The organism is Pantoea sp. CCBC3-3-1, from assembly GCF_007981265.1.
Taxonomy (GTDB): Bacteria; Pseudomonadota; Gammaproteobacteria; order Enterobacterales; family Enterobacteriaceae; genus Erwinia.
Map to the genome: position 1 here is coordinate 1,125,770 of NZ_CP034363.1, position 24,209 is coordinate 1,149,978.

The following is a 24,209-nucleotide window of genomic DNA, read 5'->3' on the forward strand; positions in this document are numbered from 1 at the left end:
CGGGTAAAAAGATCCCAGCCTCACGGGCTGGGATTTCTTATTTACTTCAACGTCTTTAATAACTCATCCATTAGTTCAGAAGCATCGTGTTTATATTCTGATTCCCAACGCGTTTGCCAGTCTGCGGGACGGCCTTCATTCTCCCATTCAGACAGAGCAAGTGCGTTGATAATTTCTAGTTCAAACCATATTTTCTGGTAATTATCTCTATTGTGCTCATCTTCAAATAGCTCATATAGCTGAGGCAAATCTTCTGCGTAACTGACGAACCTCGCAAAGCTGATGACATCATTTAATGAATTAAGCGCATACTCACAGATATCGTTCTTCTCATTTATCGCCATATTTAACCGTGACCACTCTACCAGATTCGTTCGTTACTACGGATACCTTACTCTCAGGATCAAAATGTACTGTTGTTCCGCCTCGGCTGGGCGTTGATTTACCATTTTTAATCGTATTTTCGACAACAGAAGGGGTTATTCCTCGATCCTGCATTCTGTCTAAGGCGTGCCCTGAATATTCTCGATTACTGATCGTACCCGGCTGATTTCTTACAGGTTGGTAAGATGGGTTACCTGGCTGATTCATCGGATTGCGCTTACTTCCCATTGGGAGAGTGGCAGATACTTCATCGCTGGCCTTATTAATCAGCCTGGACGCCTCAGCTACATCACCTTTCTTCAGCGCAGTTTCCGCCGCTTTGATGATCTTGCCTGCTGTATCACCTGCACCCGGTATCAGCCCAACCGCCGCAGCCAGGTAATCAAGAGCTGAATGTGCTTCCGCAAAACTTTTGATATCACCCACAACCGGCACAAAATCTGCACCCGCTGACAGGATTTCCTTCAGCTGCTCACGCCGCTCTGTGTACATTTTCACCGAGCAGGCTTCTGCGCTTATGCCCGCACAGTTTTCTGCCTTGTACCGCTCGTTCTGCTCGTCAACCCGCTCTTGAGCCTGTTTCTGTGGCGTTTTACCGGCTGCCAGCGCATCCGTCAGATCCGATAGCGCATTATTCTCAACCGCATTCTTCCCAGCCTGTGCCCCCGCCACAGCATCCGCCGTGCTGTCACCAGCAACCCCACCGGCCAGCCCCGCCGCCAGCGTTCCAAGCGCACTGATGGTTTGTTTCTGATCCTCCGTCAGATCTTTACGATCAACTCCCGGATACATCTGCTGCGCGATATACTCGCCCATCACCGCGCCCGAAGCCCCGGCCAGCGCGCTGTTTCCTGCTGCGTAAGCGGTTACTGCGCCAACCACGGCATGCGCCATCAGGTTCGCTTCGGTATTAACCTTACCGTTCGCATCCGTGGTCAGTTTATGTATCTGCTCCGCCAGATACGGTGCCGCCGCACCACTCACAGCCTGAGCGATATTCCCGCCTGCCAGACCCTGGATTGCCGCCGTGGCCGCGCTTATTCCCTGCTGGATGGCGCTGCCGGTTCCCCATGACGCCATCGCATTATTGTAAGCCTGCTTCGCCACGTCCGCATCCGTGAACGCTTTGCCCTTGCTTTCAAGCTGCGCTTTCGCCTCAGACAGTTTCGCCGGATCTCTCTTCGCTTTCTCGCCCGCTATCTGACCCTCAGTGCTGGCGATATCCATTGCCTGCGCCCCGATTTCCGCCACGAGCTGCGCCGCCTTCAGCCGGTTCCGTTCCTTTTCCGCGTCGAAGATTTTATCCAGACCCGGATTCGCATTTTCCACATCACGACTCAGCTGCGCAATATCCTGTGTCTGCTTTTCCCGGTCACGGACAGTTATCGTGCCTTCGCTGACGGCGGAGTGGGTGGTCGAGCTGGCGCTGTCCGAACCGTTCAGTCCCGCCAGGAGGTTGCCGGCCATGTTCCCTTTAAACTGGTCGCCGATGCTGCCGCCGGTGCTGACGCCGACGCTCTGGTGCTCAACCTCATACGCGGCTTCGTTGCGGATATCGCGCCAGCCGATTGTGCCGGTGTCGAGTTTATTCTTCTCCGCTGCTGCCGTCGAGCCGATAACCGCACCGTCCAGCTGCGTGTGTTCGCCAACGGTCACGTCGAAGCCGCCTTTTCCGGCAAAAATGCCCGTCTGCTCCGTCACCGACTGCCAGTCGCTGTTCATTTTATCGCGCGAGGCGTTCACGCTGGCCGTCGCCGTTCCCGCGCCGAAGGTGTAGCCGGCACCCGCGCTGGCGCTCTGCTGCTTCGAGTCGTAGGTTTCGCGGTCCTGCTCTGAGGTCAGCGTCAGGTTGCGGCCCACCTCTGCCTTCACCGTGTCGCCGCTGACCTGTGCGCCGGTGAGGGTGGTGTCGCGGCCGCTGATTATCGTCACCTGATTTCCTGCGTTCAGGGTGGTTTCCCGGTGGCTTACGCTGTCGGCATTCTCGTGGCCTTTGCCTGCGCTGACGCTGGCGGACACGTTAAAGCCCGTCCCGCCGCTGCCGGCGGTGATACCCACGCCCACGCTGCCGCCTTTGCTGCTGTTGCTGCCGCGCGTCTGTGATGATTCTTCAGCGGAGACCAGGTTCACGTCGCGGTTCGCCGACAGCAGCATGTCTTTACCCGCCTGAAGCTGGCTTCCCTGCACGCTGATATCACCATTTTCCCCCTGTACGCCGCTGCCGGTGGCGGTGATGCTCAGGTTACTGCCCGCCGTCAGGCTGCTTTCCTGCTGCGTTTTCTGGTTAAGCGTGCTTTGTGATTTGGAGGACTGGCTGCCGTAAGAGAGGCTGAGGCCGGCGGTCGTCTTGTTGTCCGGGTCGTCACCTCTGGCCGCATCCAGCCTGGCCGCCTGAGTGGCGCTGACCCCGCTGAGCGCCGCCTTCACCCCCTGTAAGGCCGCGAGGCGACCGTCGCTCTCTTTCGTGGCCTCGTTTACGGTGGTGACGGCCGAATTAATGGCGCTGCCCGCGGCACCGGAGAGGGCGAGGGTGAGGCCGCTCTGCTTCTGCTCAACTTTATGGCTCTGGCTGCTCTGGTTCTCCGCCGCCAGAATGTTCACTTCCTTGCCGGTCAGGCTCAAATCTTTCGCCGCCAGCACCTCAGAGCCTTTGACCGTCAGGCCGCTGCCCGCAGTCAGGCTCACGCTGCCCTGCGTGCTGCCCACGGTGCTGCCCAGGCTGCTGTGCGTGACCGTATCATCAGTGATTTTCAGCGTGCTGCTGCCCGCCGTCACGCCAATCCCCCCGGTTCCCGACAGCCCGCTTTTTTTCTCCCGGCGAAGATGGTTTTCCTGGCGGGTCTCAGCCGCCGTGCTGACGGTCAGATTATTTCCCGCCGCCAGCGTCACGTCGCCGGTGCCCACCACGTTGCTTCCGGTGATATTCAGGTCATGTCCCGCCAGCAGGGTTACGCTGTCGCCACCGAAGCTGCTGCTGACTGCGCGCTGGCTTTGTATTTCATCATGGGTGGTGAGCGATTTTTTCGACAGCAGGCCACCGCTGCTCTGATGGCTGTTCTCGGTGAGATGGAAAGAGGCGCTGCCGGTAGTGATGTTGATATCACTGCCCGCCACCACGCTGAGGCTCTCCCCGGCACTGACCGTTGCCGCTCTGGCATTCAGATCGTGGCCCGCCTGTAGCATCACCTCGCCGTTGCCGGCGATCTGGCTGCCGGTATCCGTGCTCTGCGTCAGGGTGCGGTCATTGCTTTTGCCCCAGCTTCCTTTTTCGCTACTGGTGGTGGTGAGGGTATTCAGGTTCAGATCGTTACCGGCAATAATTTGCGTCTGGCTGCCTTCACCGCTGTTGGTAATCTGGCTCGCGGTCAGGTTAACGTTGTTCATTGCCTGCAGGCTCAGCGTGCCGCTGTCGTTCTGCACGTAAATACCTGCCGGACGGTCAAAAGTGATATTGCCCGGGCTGCCACCCAGGGTACTGATGCTGTTGATATCCCGGCCTGCAACTGCCGTCAGGCTGCTGCCACCCTGAAGCGTTCCACCGATATTATTGATATCAGTACGCGCCCGGAGGTCGACACGGCTACCGCCGATAAAGCCACTGTTGTTAAGATTTTCCGCCGTCAGCTGCGTCACGTCGCGGCCGCTGATATGCCCGCTGTTGGTCAGATCGTTGCTGACGTCCAGCGAGAGGTTGTCGCCCGCCAGCAGCGCGCCACTGCCGTTGAGATCGCCAGATTTAACCCGCGCATAGAGCTGCGGCACCAGCACGTCCTGCGTGCTGCCGTCCGCCAGGGTGACGGTCTGCTTTACCAGCCAGATCATGTCGCTGGTCAGCAGCGCCATCTGTTGCGCCGTCAGCGCCACGCCGATTTTCAGGTTAAAGTCCTTACCGAAAGCGACGCCGGTATCCATCAGCGCCCGGAACTGCGCTTCATCACTGCTGTAGCCGTTCAGGTAGCGATTTCCGGTCAGCGCCACCACCTGCTGACGGATCAGCTGCTGCTCGTAAAAACCATCCCCCAGCCGCTTCAGCACATTGCCGGGATCCGTCGTCAACTGGTTCTGCATATAATCGCTGCCCAGCCACTGCTTTTTATCGGTAAAGCGGGGATCGGTCTCGATCAGGACAGGCACGTCGCTGGCGGGCTGCAGCTGATACAGGCTGTTATCCGGTAATGTAGTAACCGGAACAATCATTCTGATTGCGGTATCGTTGCCATCACTGCCGGGCTGGATGATTTCAACCTGCTGGCCTGACGGCGGCGTCACCGGTTTTAGTGCGGTCTCTGCGGTAATATCACCCGCCCGGATGATGGTGGCACCGGTGCCGGATGTGTCGCGCCCAACAAGCGTTGTTCCGCTGCCGCTGATGGCTTCATTTCCCTGCCACGCAAGGGTTTGCAGATCGATGGTCTGGATAATGTCGTCAGGGGTGTAGACGCTGCGGTCCTTGCCCTGTGACGTCTTTGTGCCTCCCCGACCATTACTGCTCTTTTTGGCATACCAGCGGATTTGCGTGCCGATATCGGTAACGATCCGCTCACCCAGGGTGGCGATATTATTCAGCTCGCCGATGACGCCACCGAGCAGGCCACCAGCAACGATGCGGCTGTCATGGTTATTTAGCCGGTCGCTGCTAATGGTCAGATTGCCGCCCGCCATAATCTGGCCCGGATCGCTCTCTTTAACCCGGGTTTCAGTGATGGTGCGTTCGTACTGATATTCGTAGAAGGTCCGGCCGCGGGTGCCGTCAGGCATTATGGCCGCATGAACATTGTATTTATTTTTTGTACTGGTATCGACATCGTCCCAGTCATAGCGAACGGTGGAGCTGCTGAGAACAGCTTCATGATGAAAAGACCGCTCAACCACCACTTCTTCGGTGATGAGATGGTCATTGATATTGTTAATCTCGCCGATGTTAAGCGTCATATTCCCGGCAGATTCCAGCGTGGCGCTGTGGTTATTGAACACGGAGGCCCTGCCGCTGGCCCGCCAGCTGTCGTCCAGCGCGCCGCCGATGGTCATATCGCCAGCGCTGTAGATCAGCCCGTGCGCCCTGTTGTTTACCTGGCCTGCGCCGATATCCAGCCGGTCACGGGCGGCAATCGTGGCGGCCGTGCCGTTTTCCGTCAGATTATTCAGCGTGCCGGTTTGTAGCGCAAGACGATCGCCGTAGATACGTCCGGTGCCGGTGTTGGTCAGGACAGAGGAGGAGACATGCGTCAGCCCGCCATCAAGCAGGCCCCGGTTGGTGACATTGCCGGCAATGAGCAGGTGATTTTCTCCGGCGCTGATTTCCGCGGACTGCTGATTCTCCAGTTCGGCAGCATGCAGATTCAGCACGCCACCGGCCCGGATCAGCGACTGATTTACCAGACTGCTGGCCGTGGTGAAATGCATATCCCCGTTAGCGATAACGTCGCCCTGATTGAAAAAGGCCTGCTGTAAGACCAGCGTCATCGCGTCCTGCGACAGCACCCGGCCGTCGCCACTCAGTGAATTTGCGCTCAGATTCAGGGTGCTGCCGCCAATGAGCGTGCCTGCGGTGTTGGTGAAGGCCAGCGAGTCACCGCCGTTGAAGTTGAGCTGTGAGGCGGATGAGATCAGGCCACCACTGTTATTCAGGGCAGCGCTGCTGGTGATATCGAGCAGATTGTTCGCCCTGACTGCACCGCCTGTATTATCGACTGTGGCGCTGACGAGGGTAACCGACTGGCCTTCAATGCCGGTGTTTTCGCTGAGGGTGTTGCGGTTAAACAGTTGATTCGCAGTCAGTGACAGGCTTTTTCCACCCCGAATCAGCCCGGAAGTGTTGTCCAGCGCGGCACCGGTTGCGTGGATCAGCGCGTTGCCGGCTAACTGCATCTGCCCGCTGATATTTAACAACGTTCCGGTATCCAGCTGCGCGTTGCCGGATATGGCAATCGTGCCGTTGCTGTTATCCAGCAGCTGGCCATAAGTATTGAGCTGAAGAGTACCGGAGCTGATTAATTGTCCCGTTGAATTGAGCAGTGCGCCCGTCAGCAGCGTCAGCGTTTGACCCGCGCTGAACACGCCGCCGGTGTTGGTCAGCGTGTTGTCTCTGGTGTTCAAATTCAGGCTGGTTCCCGCCTGGACGCGGCCAGACTGATTATTCAGTGTGCCGGTCGTCAGGCTCAGGCCCGCATCGCTCGCCAGCGTGCCTTGCAGGTTACTCAGACTCTGACCACTCAGTGTGGTATCACCGCCTGCGGCGATAAACCCGGCAGTGTTATCAATGTTGCCACTGTGAACCGACAGGGTGCCGTGGCTGAGAATACCGCCATTGCTGCCGCTGTCACGGTTGATGAGATCGCCGTCCGCTAAAGCCAGCACCATATTTGCGCCGGACTGTAGCAGGCCTCCGGCGTTATTCAGGCCGGTGCTCGCCAGCGACAGGTTTCCGGCTGCGGCCATCATACCCTGCTGGTTGTTGAGCTTCTCCTGCGAGTGGATCTGCAACGCACCGTTCTGCGCGGCAATCAGATGTCCCTGCTGGTTATTCAGGCTTTTTGCCGTCAGCAGCATATTGCCGTTTGCCGCAAGGCGGCCTGCCTGATTATCCAGCAGGCCTTTAACCGTTACGGACATCTCGCCGCTTCCGGTCTGTACGGTGTTACCGCGACGATGGGAAAGGGCATCTGCCCTTATCGAAAGCTGATTAGCCTGTACCGTTGCCTCATTCAGCACCAGCTGTCCGCCAATCAGATCAAGGCTGCCGTCAGTCAGCAGCGATCCGCCTGAGCTGTTCATTTCCTCACTGAAAATGTTCAGCTCACCCGCGCCAGTGTGCAATAGCGAACCCTGCTGGTTATTGAATGAGGCCGTATTCAGCAGCAGATTCAGACCATTGCTGGCAATTTGCCCGCCAGCATTATTCAGGTCGGCGAAGGATAATTGCAGATCGTCAGTGCCGAGTTGCTGTATCAGCCCCTGCTGGCTGGAGAGGCTGCGGGCTTTGAGGTTCAGCCTGTCAGCCGAGATTTTTCCGCTGTCGTTGTTAATGGCATCACGGGCTGACGCTGTGAGCTGATGGGTAGCGGCCAGGGTGGCCTTTTTCGTGCTGATGCTCCCTGAACTGGCCTGAAGCGAGACGTTGCTGCCAAAGGTCTGGCTGCCGCTGAGGTCCAGCATCGAGCCTGTTGCCGTGAGCTGGCCGGCGGCGAAAGCCTGGCCGTTAACCTTTAGCTCGCCCTGGCTGGTAACCGTTAAATTACCGGCCAGACCCAGCGTGCCGTCGCTGTTCATCCCTGCGGCCAGCGCACCGCCAGAACTGCTGGCGACCGAAGCGGCGTTCAGCGTGGTGTTATTGCTGGCGGCGATAACACCGTTGTTGTTAAGCCAGCCACTGGCGGTGATATCGGTGTTGCCGGTGGCGAAAATCTTACCGCTGTTCTCCACCTGGCTTTGTGAAATCAGGTGCAGGTTTTTTGAGGCAGTGAGGCTGCCGGTATTGCCGATGCTGCCATCGGCATTCACGACTACATCGCCGGCAGAGGCGCCGATGTTCCCGGCATTGTGGACGCCCACGCCTTTTTCAGTGCCCAGCAGGCGAATTTTGTTGGCATACATGCCGCCCAGCCCGGCGACATCAATCGCCAGAACGGGGGCAGTACTGCCATCGGCGGCTTTGGCTGTGATCCGGTTATGATCGGCATCGACGCTGTTCCGTCCGGTGGTCACTTTCAGCTCGCTGGCCCAGATCCCGGCATTCACCTTCACCGCGCGGGCGATCAGATCGGTGCTGTCCTGACGGCTGCTGTCCAGACCCGCGCCCTGAATCACAATCTCACCGTTATTTACCTCATATCCGGTGACCAGACCGTTATTCATCTGCACCTGGCCGGTGGTCAGGGTGGCGCGATGTGCGTTGATAAAGCCGCAGCCGTTACAGGTAATACCCGATGGGTTGGCAATCACCACCTGGGCCTTTTGCCCGGCCACTTCAATCATGCCGTTAAGCTGGCTGGCATTACGCGCATTAACTTCATTAAGGATGATTCTCGCCTCGCCTCCGGCCAGATTTGCGTTGCCGTTCACCATCCCGGCCAGCTGAGTTTGCGTGCTGGCGTGGCTGTTATTCAGCACTACGCCGTGTTTATCAACGTCAAACTGGCTGTAGACGTTGCGCGAAACGCCAGCCGCGCTGGGCGTCTGAATATTAACCTGTGGTGTACCGTTAGCTGCGCTGACAATGACCGGCTGCTGATTGCCGGGAGCCTGGCTGTCGGCGACAATGCCTGCGCTGGCAGAGACGCTGACGCAGCCGAGCGCAATCAGTAGTGCAAATTGCAGCGCAGAGAGTTTGCTGATCCGGCGTTGCTGCGGGCCGGGCACGGAAGAGGGGGAGGCGGTGCCGTGCGCGGAAGTGGCAAATTCGCCCACCACCATCAGCATGCCGCGGGCTTTATTGAAAACGATACGGTAGAAGTTTTTGTTCATGGCTGCATCCTTATTTAATACTGCCAGTTGAGGCTGAAGCCCAGCGAGACCGGATCGGTCTTGAATCCATCGGGTTTGGAGAACGGCACGGCGGCAAACAGGTCATAGCCCATGCTGAAAGCCTGCCCGCGCAGACCAATCGCACCACCGGCAAGATGGTTGCCCGCGAGATCTTCCGTGCCTTTGCCGCCCACTTCGCCATAGTCAACACCCACGTACAGTTCCTGCTGCGGCAACGGAGTAGCCCAGGCAAGATTGCTGCGCACAAACCAGCCCCGGTTGGCGTTTAGCGTACGTTCACCGTCGAAGCCGCGTACCGACCAGCGGCTGCCGATGGCAAACCGATCGTCGGGTGTCAGTGGGGTATTGCTGTACTGCCGCTGATAGTGGGCGTTGTAATGGAATTTCTGCATGCCCAGCGTAAAGGGGATATTCAACTGCGTGGAGATCTGCACAATTTTTGACAGCGCTGTGGCTTCACCCAGGTTCTCTTCCGGGGCCGAGAGAGCCCCGAACCAGCGGGTGCCGCGCTGATAGCTTATGCCAGCATCCAGCGTGGACCGCGCAATAAAGTGCCGGTGCTGTAAGCCAACGCGCCACGCAGAGGTACGGCGGCGCTGCACTTCCACTTCCGTATCGTTAATAAAATTTTTCGACGCTTTTGCCAGCACGTCATAAGTCAGGATGGTTTTCTGGCTGCCGGAGCGGTGCAGAACGCGGCTGAGCTGGAAATCAAGATTCTGGCTTTCGCCACCGTAGCGGTAGTCTTGATTCAGCCCCGCCACCCGTTGGTGATAGTCATAGCGGTTGAAGGTCAGTCCGGCAGTCCACCAGCCGAACGGCACTGAGTAATGGCCGGTCAGGTTGCGGGTGCCTTTATCGTGATGCTTTTCAAGGCTGCTGCTGGTGGAAATATAAAACAGGTCGCTGAAAGAAAACGGGTTATCCAGCGAGAGCGTCAGCCCGCCCTGATAGCGTCCGGTCGGGCGCGTACCGGAGTCATCCAGCGAAGCATCGATGCGCCATAACCGGCTCTGCTGCCAGCGCAGCAGCACATCGCTTTCGCCCGGCTGGGCGCCCGGCACAATTTCCATACTGGCCTGTACGGTCGGCAGTCGCTGCAAATTCTCCAGCCCCTGTTCGATATCGCGTAGATCCAGCAGCGCACCAGCGTGCACCGGGAAAGCGCCATACAGTGAGACATGATGCCCGCTGTCAGGCGTGAGGGTGACGTTACGCACCTTACCCGGCACCACTGTCAGTTTCAGCTCACCGCTTTTCAGATCCTGGGCGGGAGCCAGCACGCGTGTGGTGATATAGCCGCTCTCAATCAGGCGATTTTGCAACGTGCTCATCAGCAGGTTAATGCCTTTGCCACCGAGGCAGTGCCCAGCGGCCTGATTAGCGATGCGCTGCAAGGGCAGCCAGTGCGGCACCGTATCCGCGCCCGCCAGCGTAATCTGTGAAAGAGCAAAGCAGGGTGATTCAGCGGGAAAAGCGAGAGGGCCAGCGTGGGAAACGGGTGCTGAAAGGCGCACATCGGGTGTGGGGGGCAGTAGCTGCTGTTCCAGCGCTTTCTGCCGTTGTTGGATTAACGGGTCGTTATTGGCCTGCGCCGTTGGGATAACCAGTAGCGGCAGAAAAGTGCCGAAAAGCACCGTGCAAAAGCCACGAGACAGTAAAAGGATGCGAAGATCCAGCATTGACGAGTCCTTGTCAAAACCGATGAGAAGATTGTTACGTTAATTTTATTGCAGGCAAAACCGCCTGCTGCCTGAATTTTATTCAGCAGGGCGGCATAATAGTGTGAATTTTGTCAGGATTCAATCAATAACGGTCCGGAACAATAACGGAACGGTTAATATTTTTCTCAATACGCTGCATGGCAGCAGTAAAAGGACAAAGCGTGCCCGCTTCCGTTGTTTTGCACCCGTTGAAATGCAGCTCCGTCAGCAAGGGCGGATTTTGCTGGTCAAGCGGCGTTAGCTGGCGCAGCTGATCCAGGCTCTGCGCCTGAAAATAGATACGGATAAATTGCTGCTGACGCTCATCCCGCCAGCGTTCAAACACCAGGCTGCCGCCCGGCGGGATATTGCCGGGAGGATAAAGTCCCTGCTGCCAGTGAAAGTCCAGCAGGGTGCGCAGCCATGAAATATTGATATCGTGAGCCACAATCAGCAGCCAGCGCGTATCCGGCAGAGCATTTTGCTGTTCGCCACGGAGCGCTTTGGCAATCTGATCCATTAACGTCGAGGCGCCCCGCGAGGCTGAAGAAGGCAGATCGTTGGTATAGTCATATTTATAACTCAGCAGCGGCATTAGCTGCGCGATCTCTGCGGCGCTGCGAACCTTGCCAAAAGCCACTTCTGACAAGGGCTTGTTTTCACTCCATTCCAGCCTCAGCGTTTCGGCCATAGCGGCCAGCGTGTCCAATCCTTTAATACCAATGGTGCCATTTGACCAGACGCTGAGCTGCCAGGGCTCACTGAAAACCGGGCAGGGCGCAGCGGGCTGGCAGACCGCCCGTTTCAGGGCATTAATTTGCGGCTGTAAACGCTGCTGAGCGGCGGCCAGATCGCCACCCATCGCGGCAAGCGCCTCCTGACGGCTTGCCGCCGCGCTGGCTTTGCTGGCTTTACCGGCCGGATATTGAAACAGAGGATCCGGCCCTTTTTTAGCCTGTACGGTAACGCCGCAGCCGGGAAAGGCGGCCTCGGCCAGCGCCTGCGCCGTCATTTTAGTGCGCTGCATTGGGCTGGCGTACAGATAGAATTCGGCATTATTCGGGCAGGCGTTGCCGATTAACCCGAGTTGCCGATAGCGCTGGCTCTCGTAACGGCCTTTAAGCCAGGCCGCGGTATAGCCATGCCCGGTAAGATCGCCATCGCGAGTCAGCCAGCTGGCCCAGGTACGGGCGGATCCCGCTTCGATAGCCCGGCGATTATCAGGCGAAGGAGGACGTACGCCATGCCGGCTGATTTCGACAACTTTCTCCAGCGTATAATGCGATTCTGCCTGCGCAATCTGACTAAAAAGGGCGACAAAAGCAGCGAAAAGGAGCCTGAGTGAAAGTGGGGAAAGCCTGAGCATAGCGGGGATCTCTGTAGCCGGTTGAATATTAATCTTCTGATTTTTACGGCTAAACTATAGCTTTTTCACCGGGCGCAGTCACTTGCATACGCTGGATAAATCACTCCCTTTTTCCGAAAGAAGTTTCGGGATAAAAATGCGTACGCAAAAAACAGACACTCTTTTTAAGATATTCCTGACCAAATGCTTCAGGGAAATAATTTAAATGTATTTGCGCAACATCACCGCTTTCTTTTGGCATTCAGTTAATCGGGAGGATTACGCGTATGAGTCACTCTTTTTACGCATATTGACTGGCAGTTTTTCATCAGCTTCATGCCGGGTAAAAGTGATAATTTTAAAATTTTTTTAGCCTTTTTATTTCTCTTTAATAAATAAAGATTTGCAGTAGGGGCAAAGCATGGTCTGTCCGTGACTCCGCTTACTTACTGATTGAGAAGAGTATTTGTTACAAACTGGACATTTGGTGCGGGCTTCGCTTTTTTTCAGAAACGCCATGATTGCGGTAAGGTATGACATGATTTTCTCTCTCTCATAATGGCTGTGGTGGACAACGAAACGGCCCGGCTTTTTAAGCATAATAAGCTTTTAAAGAAAATATTACCTGAATTACCGTCATGAAAAAATATATTCACGCTAATGTCGATGATTTAATTCGTATTCCTGGTGGAGGGTGAAAAATAAACTGTGGCTTTCATTATAATTCCTAACATTCATTTCATTAAAGCGTACACTGGCGGTAATGCACTTTTTAATCGCTGATTCTCTTTTCCGTGCCTTTAGGGAATATCAAAGTGAAAAAATATTTTAACGAGTGGTTCGGCACGCAAAGCGGTGCCAGCCTGCCGCATGAAAAATCCGTGGCGGCCGAAAAGAATATTTATAATCAGGTCTGGCCGGAAATATTTTCCGCAGACCAGATGGCGATCTATGGGGAAAAGCTGGCAGGAAGCCATCAGCTTTCTCACGGGAAAACCGTCTGGCACCTGTCGGGTCGGCTGAATGAAGATGAGCGGCTCCTGACACAGAGTGCAGAAATCCTCAGCGGCGGTGATAAAAAAAGCCTGACGCCTGCCGGTCTGTGGCTGCTGGATAATTTCTACCTGATTGAAGAACAAATTCGTCTGGTGCGTCAGTTGCTGCCTGCCAAATTTGGTAAAGGGCTGCCGGTGCTGTTGGATTCCGGGCAGCTTCTGCGCATTCAGGTCATTGCTCAGGAGATGGTCAGGCACAGCGACGGCAGGCTGGAAAGTAACGTGCTGTGGGCGCTGATCGCCTCTTATCAACGTGTTACGCCTCTGCTGCTGGGGGAGCTGTGGGCTTTGCCTGCCATGCTGCGGCTGGCGTTAATTGATAACCTGGCGCGGATTGCTACGGAAGTGGCCGTTGCGCATCAGGAGAGGATGAAGGCCGAAAAGTGGGTCAGTAAGATCCTGATGATGGTGCAGGGCGATGTCGGCAAAGTCATTGTGGTCGTGGCGGAAATGGCAAAGAAAAATCCGGTTCTGTCGGGTGCTTTTGTCGCCGAAATGATGCGCCGCATGAGCGGGCAAAGCAATATGCTGGCGATAAACTGGCTTGAGCAGCATCTTCATGGCATCGGGCTGAGTACCTCACAGGTGATTGAACATTTCAATCGCCAGCTCTCAATCAGTCAGCTTTCCGTCAGCAACAGCATTTCCGGCCTGCGACAGTTAGGCGAAACCGACTGGCCTGAAATGATTGAATCCCTGAGCCTGGTTGAGCAGACTCTGCGGCAGGATCCGGCAGGCATTTATTCGCTCATGCAGTTCGAAAGTCGTGACCATTATCGTCACGTCGTTGAAACGCTTGCCCGCCACAGCGATTTTAGCGAACAGGATGTTGCGCATGAGGTACTGACACTGGCCGGTCAGCAGCAGGGGCGTCAGCAACATGTTGGCTACTATTTACTGGATAAAGGTCGGGCGGAACTGGAAAAACGGCTTGCCACGCGTTATTCCGTTATCACCCAGTGGCGACACAGGCTGCATCAGATGCCGCTGCTCTCCTGGCTGGGGAGCCTGTTATTGCTGACGGCGGCTTTCAGCGCCGAACTCTTCGTCGATACCTTTGATGCCGGCATAAGCCGCTGGCTCTGGCTGCTGCTGTTGCCGGTGATTATCGTCACCAGCGAGCTGGCGCTACAGCTGTTAAGTGAGTTGACCACCCGAAGTCGTCATCCTGAACCGCTCGCCAGCATGGATTATGCCGCTGCGATACCCAATGATAAAAGCACGCTGGTGGCGATCCCCTGCCTGCTAGGCAGTCAGAGCAGTATTGATGCGCTGTTGCGATCGCTTGAAGTCTGCTATCTGGGGAATGCCTTACCCAACCTCTATTTCGCCTTACTTACCGATTTTACCGACAGCGCAGAACAAAGCAGTGCCGAAAACCGGGCGCTGTTGCGTTACGCCATCACCAAAACCGAGGCACTTAACCGTCGTTATCCTTCCGGCACGGATAATATTGCGCTCTTTTCGCTGCTCCACCGCGACAGCCTGCTCAATAAAGCGCAGGGCGTGTGGATGGGATATGAACGTAAAAGAGGCAAAATCTACGCCCTCAACCACTGGCTTCGCCATGAAGCGGACGTTTTTAGCATCACGGCAGGCGCGAGCCAGGCCGAGCTGAGCAAAGTTAACTACGTCATTACGCTTGATAGCGACACCATTTTGCCTCGCGAGACGGCCTGTAAGCTGATTGGCATTATGGCTCACCCGCTTAATAAACCCGTGTTTGACGAAAGCCTTCACCGGGTAGTGGAAGGGTATGCCATTTTACAGCCGCGCATGGCGGAGGAGATCCCTGTTTCAGGGCAGGGGCGTTATGCAAAATTATGCAGCAGTATTCCGGGGAACGATCCCTATTCTGCTATCTCGTCGGATATCTATCAGGATCTGTTCGGCGAAGGATCTTACATTGGTAAGGGCATCTACGAAGTGGATACTTTTACCCGCGCTACCCGTAATACCTGCCCGGAAAATCTGGTGCTTAGTCACGATTTGCTGGAAGGCTGCTATGCCCGCTCGGGGTTTATCAGCAACGTCGTTTTGTACGAGCAGTACCCCGATAATTATCTTGTTGATGTGGCACGTCGTTTCCGCTGGATAAGGGGGGACTGGCAGTTGCTGAACTGGCTGCGGCTTAATGTTTATCTGGCCGACGGCAGCCGACAAAAAAATCCGCTCAGTTTCCTTTCCCGCTGGAAACTGCTGGATAACCTACGCCGCAGCCTGGTAGCGCCTTCGCTGTTGCTGCTGCTTTTTACTGTTTTTACCCTCTTGCCTAACCCGCTCTACTGGATTTGCGCGATCCTGCTGGTGTTAATATTACCCGGTACGCTGGCACTGGCGCTGGATGCGATTAAAAAAGGCAAGCAGCGCGCCTGGCGTCAGCATCTGAAAATTGTGGCAGCAGGCAGTTTCACGCGCCTTTGCCGGGCTGGCCTTTATCTGGCGACGCTTCCTCATGAAAGCTACTGGTCAGTAAAAGCGATCGTCCTCACGCTGTGGCGGCTAAACGTCAGCCATCGTTATCTTCATGAATGGAAAAGCGGTGGGGCGCTGGCGGCAACGCGCCTGACCCGTCGGGCTTGCTATCGTGAAATGTGGATCAATCCGCTTGCGGGCGGCCTGTTGCTGCTGCTTATTGCTGGCCTGGCGCCTCAGCTTCTGCTGTCAGGCCTGCCGCTGGCCGTGTTATGGGCGATTACCCCTGAGCTTATTAAAAGGATCAGCCAGCCGGCTGCGCCAGAACCGGCAACGCTGAGCGTGACCCAGCAGCAGTTTTTACGCCGGACCGCTCGCGAAACCTGGTCATTTTTTACTGATTTTGCCGGCGCGGAAGATAACTGGCTGCCACCTGATAACATGCAGGAGATCCCGCAGCAGATTGTCGCTCATCGCACCTCGCCGACCAATATCGGTCTGTCGCTGCTGGCCAACTTAACGGCATGGGACTTCGGTTATGTCACCCAGAATGAGGTGCTCACGCGCACTACCGCGACGCTGGATACGCTGGACAGGATGGATCACTATCGCGGCCACCTCTTTAACTGGTATGACACCCAAACCCTGGCCCCGCTCAATCCTCGTTATATTTCCAGCGTCGACAGCGGCAATATGGCGGGCCATCTGGTTACGCTTCAGGCCGGTCTGCATGCCTGGAAATCCCAGCCGGTCGTGGTGATCGCCTGTTTGCTGGAAGGGCTTAATGACACGCTGCTGCTCGCCGAAGAACATGCCCATGAAGCAGACCGCGAGCAGCTGGTGCTCATTCGCGAGCTGTTTACCTCGTTACAGAATAGTGCCGCCTCGTCGCTGTTAAGCGCGCTGGCATATTTAATGTTGACGCTTTCCTTGCAGCGACAAAGCAGCGCATTGCCTGATGAACGCTGGATTAGCGCTTTCCGCCAGCAAATTGACGCCTTCCATCAGGAGTGGTGCCAGTTCTTTAGCTGGCTGACGCCTGCCGACAGCCTGCCCGACACGATCCCCTCTCTGCTGTGGCTGGCCGAACTGAATCAGCATCGGCCCGGCCTGGCCCGGACGGTCGCCGAACCCGTCATGCAGGCGGCACGCCAGCGGCTGGCCATTTTGCTGGAGCTGGATCAGCGGCTCGATGCGCATCAAAAAATGGATTTCCGTTTCCTTTATCATCCGGAAACCGCTTTGCTCAGCGTCGGTTATAACTGCGAAAACGGGGTGCTGGATAACGGTAAATACGATCTTCTGCCTTCTGAAATCCGCCTGACTCACTATTTTGCCATCTCCACCAATCAGCTGCCGGTTAAAAGCTGGTTTGCGCTGGGCAGGCTGTTTACGCAGATAGATAATCAGCCCGCGGTGATGTCCTGGAGCGGTTCAATGTTCGAATATTTGATGCCGCAACTGGTGATGCCGGTCTTTCCCGACACCCTGCTGGAACAGATGGCGCGCTCGGCCGTTCAACGGCAAATTGCCTGGGGCAAGACGCTAAATATTCCATGGGGTGTTTCTGAATCGGGCTATGCGGCTTTCGATGCCAATAATAATTATCAATATAAAGCGTTCGGACTTTCTGAACTTGGGCTGAAGCGGGGATTAAATGAGGAACGTGTGGTGGCACCTTACGCCACCCTGCTGGCGTTAATGGTGCTGCCGCAGGAAGCCATTGAGAATCTTAATACGCTGATCAAGTGGGGCGCAAAAGGCGATTATGGCTTTTATGAAGCGCTGGACTTTACGCCTGAGCGGCTGCCGCCAGACCAGAAATGTGTCCGCATTAGTTCCTATATGGCCCACCATCAGGGGATGGGGCTGCTGGCTATCGGTCATCTGCTGTTTCAGGCACCTATGGTGCAGCGCTTTATGTCCAGCGCGTTGAATCAGTCATCGCGCCTGCTGCTTCAGGAGAGAATGCCTGATGCCATTGAGCTGTATACCCCACGGCGGCATTTTGACGACGCCTCTGAGCGCGCGCGGTCATCGGTAAATCCTGATTTGCGGCTGTTTACCGGTGCCGATACCCCTGTTCCTCAGGTACAGCTGCTTTCCAATGCACATTATCATCTGATGGTGACGCAGGCCGGTGGCGGCTATAGCGTCTGGAACGGTATTGCCCTGACGCGCTGGCGCAGCGATGCCACCAGCGATAACCGTGGTGCTTTTTGTTATCTCAGCGATAGCGATAGTGGCGAGACGATCGGTAACACCTTTCAGCCTTGCGCAAGCAAGCGTCCGCTCTACAAAACGCTGTTCAACGATGCCGGCGTCGAGTTCAGCTGTAGTGACGGGGCGCTGACGATGCATACGCATATCGTGGTATCACCAGAAGATGATGTGGAGATCAGGCGCATTACGTTGACGCATCGCGGACGTCAGCCGCGTCGGGTGAATATCACCACTTATGCTGAGGTTGTGCTGGCACCTGCCGCAAGCGATCTGGCCCATCCCGCCTTTAGTAATCTCTTTGTACAAACAGAAATCCTGGCCGATGATGAAGCGATCCTTGCGCATCGTCGCCCCCGTGACGAACATGAAGAGACGCCCTGGATGTTCCACGCGATGGTTATTCACGGCGCGGTTGAGAGAACAACCTCCTGGGAAAGCGATCGCGCTAAATTTATTGGTCGTGGCAACACCCCGGCCAACCCTCACGCACTCGGCCCACTCGGCAGGCTTTCCAACAGCGAAGGGTCGGTACTGGATCCGATTCTGGCGATGCAGCAAACCTTTCTGCTCAGGCCCGGCGAGCCGCAGGTGATTGACATTATTTACGGCGTGACGATGCAGCGGGAAAGCACGGTTAAACTGATTGAAAAATATCGCAACAAAATTAACGCCAATCGAGTGTTTGAGATGGCGTGGTCGCACAGTCAGGTCGCGCTACGGCAGCTAAATGTGCACGCAGAGGATGCCAGCACGTTTAATACGCTGGCCAGCGCCATCCTGTTCCCCTGCGCGGAAATGCGTGGGGACAACAAAGCGATGATGCGTAATCGCCTTGGTCAGGCCGCACTGTGGGGACATTCGATTTCCGGGGATCTGCCGATCGTTCTCCTGACCCTCGATCTTGCCGGACAGCTTGAACTGGTTGGAGCAATGATCCAGGCACATGCTTACCTGCGCCATAAAGGTTTGAGCATTGATTTGGTGATTATCAACAACGACCGCGGCGGCTATCAGCAGGCGTTGCATAACCAGATAATGCGATTTATCGATTCGGGAGAAAGCGTGAAGCTGGCTGACCAGCCTGGCGGCATCTTTGTGCGCAAAGGCGAAAACTTCACCGCCGAAGATCGGCAGCTGTTAATGAGCATGGCGACGGTGGTGATTGAAGGCAAACGCGGCAGTTTAGCCAGTCAGCTTAAGACGCTGCACAAGCCCGGTCGTCATCTGTTACCAGCGCTTTTTTCGAAAGTCTCGCCAAGGCTGGTGCTGTTCGCCTCTTCTCCTCCTGTTGCACCGTTGCAGTTTTTTAACGGTACGGGCGGCTTTAACGAAGACGGCAGCGAATATCGAATCGTGCTGGATCCGCTGAAAATACCGCCAGCTCCCTGGTGCAACGTCCTCGCCAACAGCAATTTTGGCAGCGTGATTTCTGAAAGCGGGCAGGGCTACAGCTGGTATGAAAATGCGCATGAATATCGCTTAACGCCCTGGGAAAACGATCCGGTGAGTGACAGCGGCGGCGAGGCGTTCTATTTACGGGATGAAGAGACGGGACATTTCTGGTCACCGACGCCGCTGCCGATCAGAGGTGAGGGCAGCTACCTGACACGACACGGTTTTGGCTACAGCGTGTTTGAGCATAGCGAAAACGGTATCGTCACGTCGTTAACCGTTTTTGTTGCCGGGGACGCGCCGGTAAAACTTTCCGTGCTGACCGTGCGCAACCAGTCTGGACGTAGCCGGGATCTCTCCGTTACGGGCTATGTGGAGTGGGTGCTGGGGGAATTAACAAGTAAATCTGCGATGCATGTTGCGACTTCTGCGGCACGGGTTTCGCAAGGCGCAGGGATATTGGCAACAAACTACTATGGCAGCGCGGGAAGCGAACGTACCGCTTTCTTCGCCGTTAATGGCAGTAATGGATCTTTAAGCGGCAACCGACGGGAATGCCTGGGGCGCAACGGCACCACGCGCCAGCCAGAGATGATGCAAATTCGCGGATTGTCAGGCCACACTGGCGCAGGGTTGGATCCCTGCGGCGCGCTGCAAAGAGTTTTCACACTGATTGACAGCGACAGCCGTACCTTCATTTTTGCGCTGGGCGTGGGTGAAAATTCGGTCGCGGCCGAGGCGCTTATTCACCATTTCCTGAGCGGTGAAACCGCCCAGGAAGAAGTAGAAAAGGTCAAACAGAACTGGCAGCGGGTGCTGCACAAGATTCAAATAGACACGCCGGACAAAGCCACCAATCTCCTGACGAACGGCTGGTTGCTTTATCAAACGCTTGCCAGCCGCCTGCTGGCACGTAGCGGTTATTATCAGTCCGGTGGCGCTTTTGGCTTTCGCGATCAGCTTCAGGACACGCTGGCGCTGCTGCATGCTGAACCGCAACGGGCGCGCGCGCAGATCCTGCTGTGTGCTTCACGGCAATTCGTGGAGGGGGATGTGCAGCACTGGTGGCATCCGCCTGGCGGTAACGGCGTGAGAACACGTTGCTCTGATGACTATCTCTGGCTGCCGTTTGCGATTTGCCAGTACATCGACGCGACTGACGATATGGCGCTGCTGTCGCAGCCGGTGAGTTATCTTGAGGGCAGGCTGCTGGCACCGGGCGAAGAGTCGGTTTATGAGCGCCCTGACGTCAGTCAGATGACGGAAACGGTCTGGCAACACGGCGTGCGGGCCATCAAAAACGGGCTGCGCTATGGGCCGCACGGCCTGCCGCTGATCGGTTCTGGCGACTGGAATGACGGCATGAACACGGTGGGGGCAGCGGGGAAAGGCGAAAGCGTCTGGCTGGGATTCTTCCTCTATACGGTGCTTGAACGTTATGCCGCGCTGGCCGGGCGGCTGCATGATGATGATATTGCGCTTTTGTGTCGGCAGCAGGCGACGACGCTGAAAGACAGCCTCAACAGCCATGGCTGGGATGGCAAATGGTTCCTGCGGGGATTTTTCGACAGGGGCGAGCCTCTTGGTTCGCATATCAGTAAAGAGTGCCAAATTGATGCTATTGCACAAAGCTGGTCAGTGCTCTCCCAGGCCGGAGAAACGGACAAGCGTCAGGCGGCAATGACGGCGCTTTATGAGCGGCTGGTGGATCGGGAAAATGGCATCATCAAGCTTTTAACGCCGCCATTTGATGGTGCCGGACCTAACCCTGGCTATATCAGAGGATATTTACCCGGCGTCAGGGAAAATGGCGGGCAATACACGCACGGTGCTATCTGGGCAATCATGGCTTTTGCGCAGATGGGGGAAGCAGAACGCGCCTGGTCGTTATTCGCATTAATCAATCCGGTTAACCACAGCCTGACCGCCAGTGCGGTGGCCCGCTACAAGGTAGAGCCGTACGTCATGGCTGCCGATATCTATGCCGCAGAACCGCACGCCGGGCGAGGAGGCTGGAGCTGGTACACCGGCTCGGCTGGCTGGGCTTATCAGCTGATTATCGGCTCACTGCTGGGTATTGGGCGACACGCAGATTATCTGACGCTCCATCCCTGTTTACCCGCAGACTGGCCGGAAGTGCGGGTGAGCTACAAAGAAGGTGAGAGCCGCTATGAAATAACGTTTCTGCGCGGAACGGGCGAGTACCAGCTTTGGGTAGATGATGAACGGATTGCTGATAACCGCTTGCTGCTGACCGGCAGTAATCCGATATATCGGGTGAAGGTCCTGCTCGAAAAAGCACTTTAGCCCTGGTGCGAAAAAACAAAAGGCCCGCCGAAGCGAGCCTTTTTTGCAAAGCTAAATTACAGCTTGCCAGCGTTCTCAGACAGGTATTTAGCCACGCCGTCCGGAGAGGCGCCCATACCTTCTTTTCCTTTTTCCCACTGAGCCGGGCACACTTCGCCGTGCTCTTCGTGGAATTGCAGCGCGTCAACCATACGCAGCATCTCGTCAACGTTACGACCCAGCGGCAGATCGTTAACAACCTGGTGGCGAACCACACCGGCTTTGTCGATCAGGAAAGAACCGCGCAGGGCAACGCCCGCTTCCGGGTGCTCAATGCCGTAGGCTTTCTGCACTTCACGCTTGATATCAGCAACCATCGCGTATTTGACTTCGCCGATGCCGCCTTTATCGATTGGGGTTTTACGCCACGCGTTGTGAACGAATTCTGAGTCAAAAGAAACACCAACCACTTCCACACCGCGCTTCTGGAACTCTTCATAACGCTTGTCGAAAGCGATCAGTTCAGAAGGGCAGACGAAGGTGAAGTCCATTGGCCAAAAGAACACAACGGTGGCTTTACCAGCGGTGTGTTTTTTAAAGTTGAAGTTTTCAACGATTTCGCCATTGCCGAGAACGGCTGCAGCGGTAAAGTCTGGGGCTTGACGCGTTACCAGGACCATAGTCACTCCTGTAAAGGTAGCTAGATTAATGAGATAAGCCGCTAGTATACGAGCGGCCTTCGGGGATGAACCAGCGCAAAGCGCCAATTACTCCGATAGGTAATAACTATCAAAGTAGATGATTATTAAGGCAGCCTCATACAATAACCGTTTCTGTCAAAAGGGCAAGAGTAATGATGTTGCTGTTAATGAATCAGAGTGCCTGCCGGGCGGCTTTCGCCATCATTTCGGGATAAAACTGCCAGAACAGTTCTTCAAGCCGCGCATAGTGCGTCACAAAATCGTGATAGGAATCAGCCAGTGCGGCCAGGCGAGGACGTTGGCTTGCCATCCCCCTCAGCACATTTTGCAGATAAGGTGCCTGCGCATACTTCTCCATCCAGCGTTCGGTCCACAAGTAGCGGTTCAGGTTCTGAAACCGTTCCGGCGTGGTGGACAGCGCAGGCCGAATTGTCAGGCGCGCCTGCTGCAAAAAATTCGCCAGGGCCAGATCGGGAACGATTTTATCCCAGTTTCGTGACAGAAAATGATCCCAGATAACGTCCAGCGTAATCGGCGAAACGCGGCGGGTCTCGGCACGAAAGAACTCGCGTGCGGTACGGACCTCAGGTAAAGCATCGGTCATTACGTCAATACGGCGATGCAGCAAAATCCCCTCAGCAACTTCTTCAGGCCAGATACCACGCGGGTTGCCGCGTATGTAATCTGCCATCAGATTACCGAGCAGGGAGCTGTCAGCGAGTGAAGCAAGGTGGAGGTGGGCAAGGTAGTTCATTGCCCCACTATACCTCCTTCGCTCTTGACTTCACAGCGGCGTTAGCGGCGTTCGCTCACCCGAATCACTTACCTGAGTAAGCTCATCGGGATTCTCTCTCTTGCTGCCTTGCTCTGAAGCCAATAGCTTTGGAGGACCTCCTTCGCTCTTGACTTCACAGCGGCGTTAGCGGCGTTCGCTCACCCGAATCACTTACCTGAGTAAGCTCATCGGGATTGTTTAGCGCGTCCGAAATTGATGTTCCACAACTAAATCTGCCGGGAGCGCAAGGCGGCAGTTTAGAAATGGCTGGTTTTCAGCTAGAATGTGCGCCCTGATTTCCCGGACTGTAAATGATCATGCGCGTTGCCGATTTTTCTTTTGAGTTACCCGAATCTTTGATTGCCCATTACCCGCAAGCCCAGCGCAGCGGATGCCGTCTGCTTTCCCTTAACGGGCCTGATGGCGAGCTGAATCATGGTGTGTTCACCGATTTGCTGGATAAACTTAACCCCGGCGACCTGTTGGTGTTCAACAACACACGTGTGATCCCGGCGCGCGTCTTTGGCCGCAAGGCCAGCGGCGGAAAAATTGAAGTGCTGGTCGAACGTATGCTGGATGACCATCGCGTGCTGGCGCACGTCCGCTCTTCTAAAGCCCCTAAGCCTGGCGCGGAACTGCTGCTTGGCGATGACGAGAGCGTAAAAGCCACCATGGTTGCCCGCCACGATGCGCTGTTTGAACTGCGTTTTGACGATGAGCGTGCGGTACTGGATATTCTTAACGCCGTTGGCCACATGCCATTACCGCCTTACATCGATCGCCCGGACGAAGAAGCCGATCGCGAGCTGTATCAGACCGTTTACAGCCAGCGTCCGGGAGCCGTTGCGGCACCGACGGCGGGCCTGCACTTTGATGAACCGATGCTGGAAGCGCTGCGTGAAAAGGGCATTGAAACGGCGTTTGTCACCCTGCATGTCGGCGCAGGAACTTTCCAGCCGGTGCGTGTAGACAGCATCGAAGATCACATCATGCACGCTGAATACGCTGAAGTGCCGCAGGAAGTGGTTGACGCGGTGCTGGCCTGTAAGGCGCGCGGGAATCGTGTTGTTGCTGTTGGCACTACTTCGGTTCGCTCACTGGAAAGCGCGGCGCAGGCCGCAAAAGATGCCCTGATTGCGCCTTTCTTTGATGACACCAAAATCTTTATCTACCCTGGCTACCACTACCAGGTTATTGATGCGCTGGTCACCAACTTCCATCTGCCGGAATCTACGCTGATTATGCTGGTCTCAGCATTTGCCGGCTATCGCAATACCATGCATGCCTACCAGCAAGCCGTGGCGGAGCAGTACCGCTTCTTCAGCTATGGCGACGCGATGTTTATCACCCGCAATCCGCAGGCTGTTGACGAGCAGGTTGGAAAATAATTACGCGTTGGGACGCTCTCCCAACGCCACTCCCGATCGTACCTGGTGTACGGTTTTT

At 55.9% G+C, this 24,209-nt stretch carries 9 protein-coding genes; 2 read left to right on the top strand and 7 right to left on the bottom strand.

Features of this window, described 5'->3' with window-relative positions; genetic code table 11:
* Positions 1–41: 41 nt before the first annotated feature.
* From EHV07_RS05165 to EHV07_RS25140, 5 genes are all read right to left on the bottom strand, one after another.
* Positions 42–344: a hypothetical protein gene (locus EHV07_RS05165; protein WP_147195726.1), complete on the bottom strand. Its 303-nt coding sequence runs from the start codon at positions 342–344 to the stop codon at positions 42–44.
* Positions 331–8,847 (bottom strand): hemagglutinin repeat-containing protein, encoded by an 8,517-nt coding sequence (locus tag EHV07_RS05170; RefSeq protein WP_147195728.1) that lies wholly within the window; start codon positions 8,845–8,847, stop codon positions 331–333. Before EHV07_RS05170 ends, EHV07_RS05165 begins: the two co-directional genes overlap by 14 nt.
* Positions 8,848–8,861: 14 nt before the next feature.
* Positions 8,862–10,550 (bottom strand): ShlB/FhaC/HecB family hemolysin secretion/activation protein, encoded by a 1,689-nt coding sequence (locus EHV07_RS05175; RefSeq protein ID WP_147195730.1) that lies wholly within the window; start codon positions 10,548–10,550, stop codon positions 8,862–8,864.
* A gap of 124 nt (positions 10,551–10,674) precedes the next feature.
* Positions 10,675–11,937, bottom strand: a complete 1,263-nt coding sequence (locus tag EHV07_RS05180; protein ID WP_147195731.1) for a histidine-type phosphatase — start codon at positions 11,935–11,937, stop codon at positions 10,675–10,677.
* Between the two features lie 357 nt (positions 11,938–12,294).
* Positions 12,295–12,516 carry a YnfU family zinc-binding protein gene (locus EHV07_RS25140; protein WP_371419666.1) on the bottom strand — a complete coding sequence of 74 codons (222 nt, stop codon included), beginning with the start codon at positions 12,514–12,516 and terminating at the stop codon, positions 12,295–12,297.
* A gap of 215 nt (positions 12,517–12,731) precedes the next feature.
* On the opposite strand from EHV07_RS25140, the gene EHV07_RS05185 reads away from it, so the two are divergent.
* Positions 12,732–21,308: a GH36-type glycosyl hydrolase domain-containing protein gene (locus tag EHV07_RS05185; protein ID WP_254446308.1), complete on the top strand. Its 8,577-nt coding sequence runs from the start codon at positions 12,732–12,734 to the stop codon at positions 21,306–21,308.
* A gap of 56 nt (positions 21,309–21,364) precedes the next feature.
* Here EHV07_RS05185 and EHV07_RS05190 read toward each other — a convergent pair whose 3' ends face one another.
* Entirely contained in the window at positions 21,365–21,967 is a 603-nt protein-coding gene (locus EHV07_RS05190) for a peroxiredoxin C (RefSeq protein WP_147195732.1), read from the bottom strand.
* A gap of 193 nt (positions 21,968–22,160) precedes the next feature.
* A complete protein-coding gene (locus tag EHV07_RS05195; protein ID WP_147195734.1) occupies positions 22,161–22,742 on the bottom strand; it encodes an ACP phosphodiesterase in 582 nt (193 codons plus the stop codon).
* Between the two features lie 338 nt (positions 22,743–23,080).
* Here EHV07_RS05195 and queA point away from each other — a divergent pair, with 338 nt between their 5' ends.
* Complete coding sequence (gene queA, locus EHV07_RS05200) at positions 23,081–24,151, top strand: tRNA preQ1(34) S-adenosylmethionine ribosyltransferase-isomerase QueA (RefSeq protein WP_147200533.1); 1,071 nt, start codon at positions 23,081–23,083, stop codon at positions 24,149–24,151.
* Positions 24,152–24,209 lie beyond the last annotated feature (58 nt).

Coding starts and splice junctions, on each gene's coding strand:
- EHV07_RS05170 (WP_147195728.1), bottom strand. CDS start 8,847: ATGAACAAAAACTTCTACCGTATCGTTTTCAATAAAGCCCGCGGCATG.
- queA (WP_147200533.1), top strand. CDS start 23,081: ATGCGCGTTGCCGATTTTTCTTTTGAGTTACCCGAATCTTTGATTGCC.
- EHV07_RS05180 (WP_147195731.1), bottom strand. CDS start 11,937: ATGCTCAGGCTTTCCCCACTTTCACTCAGGCTCCTTTTCGCTGCTTTT.
- EHV07_RS05190 (WP_147195732.1), bottom strand. CDS start 21,967: ATGGTCCTGGTAACGCGTCAAGCCCCAGACTTTACCGCTGCAGCCGTT.
- EHV07_RS05175 (WP_147195730.1), bottom strand. CDS start 10,550: ATGCTGGATCTTCGCATCCTTTTACTGTCTCGTGGCTTTTGCACGGTG.
- EHV07_RS05195 (WP_147195734.1), bottom strand. CDS start 22,742: ATGAACTACCTTGCCCACCTCCACCTTGCTTCACTCGCTGACAGCTCC.
- EHV07_RS25140 (WP_371419666.1), bottom strand. CDS start 12,516: ATGCTTAAAAAGCCGGGCCGTTTCGTTGTCCACCACAGCCATTATGAG.
- EHV07_RS05165 (WP_147195726.1), bottom strand. CDS start 344: ATGGCGATAAATGAGAAGAACGATATCTGTGAGTATGCGCTTAATTCA.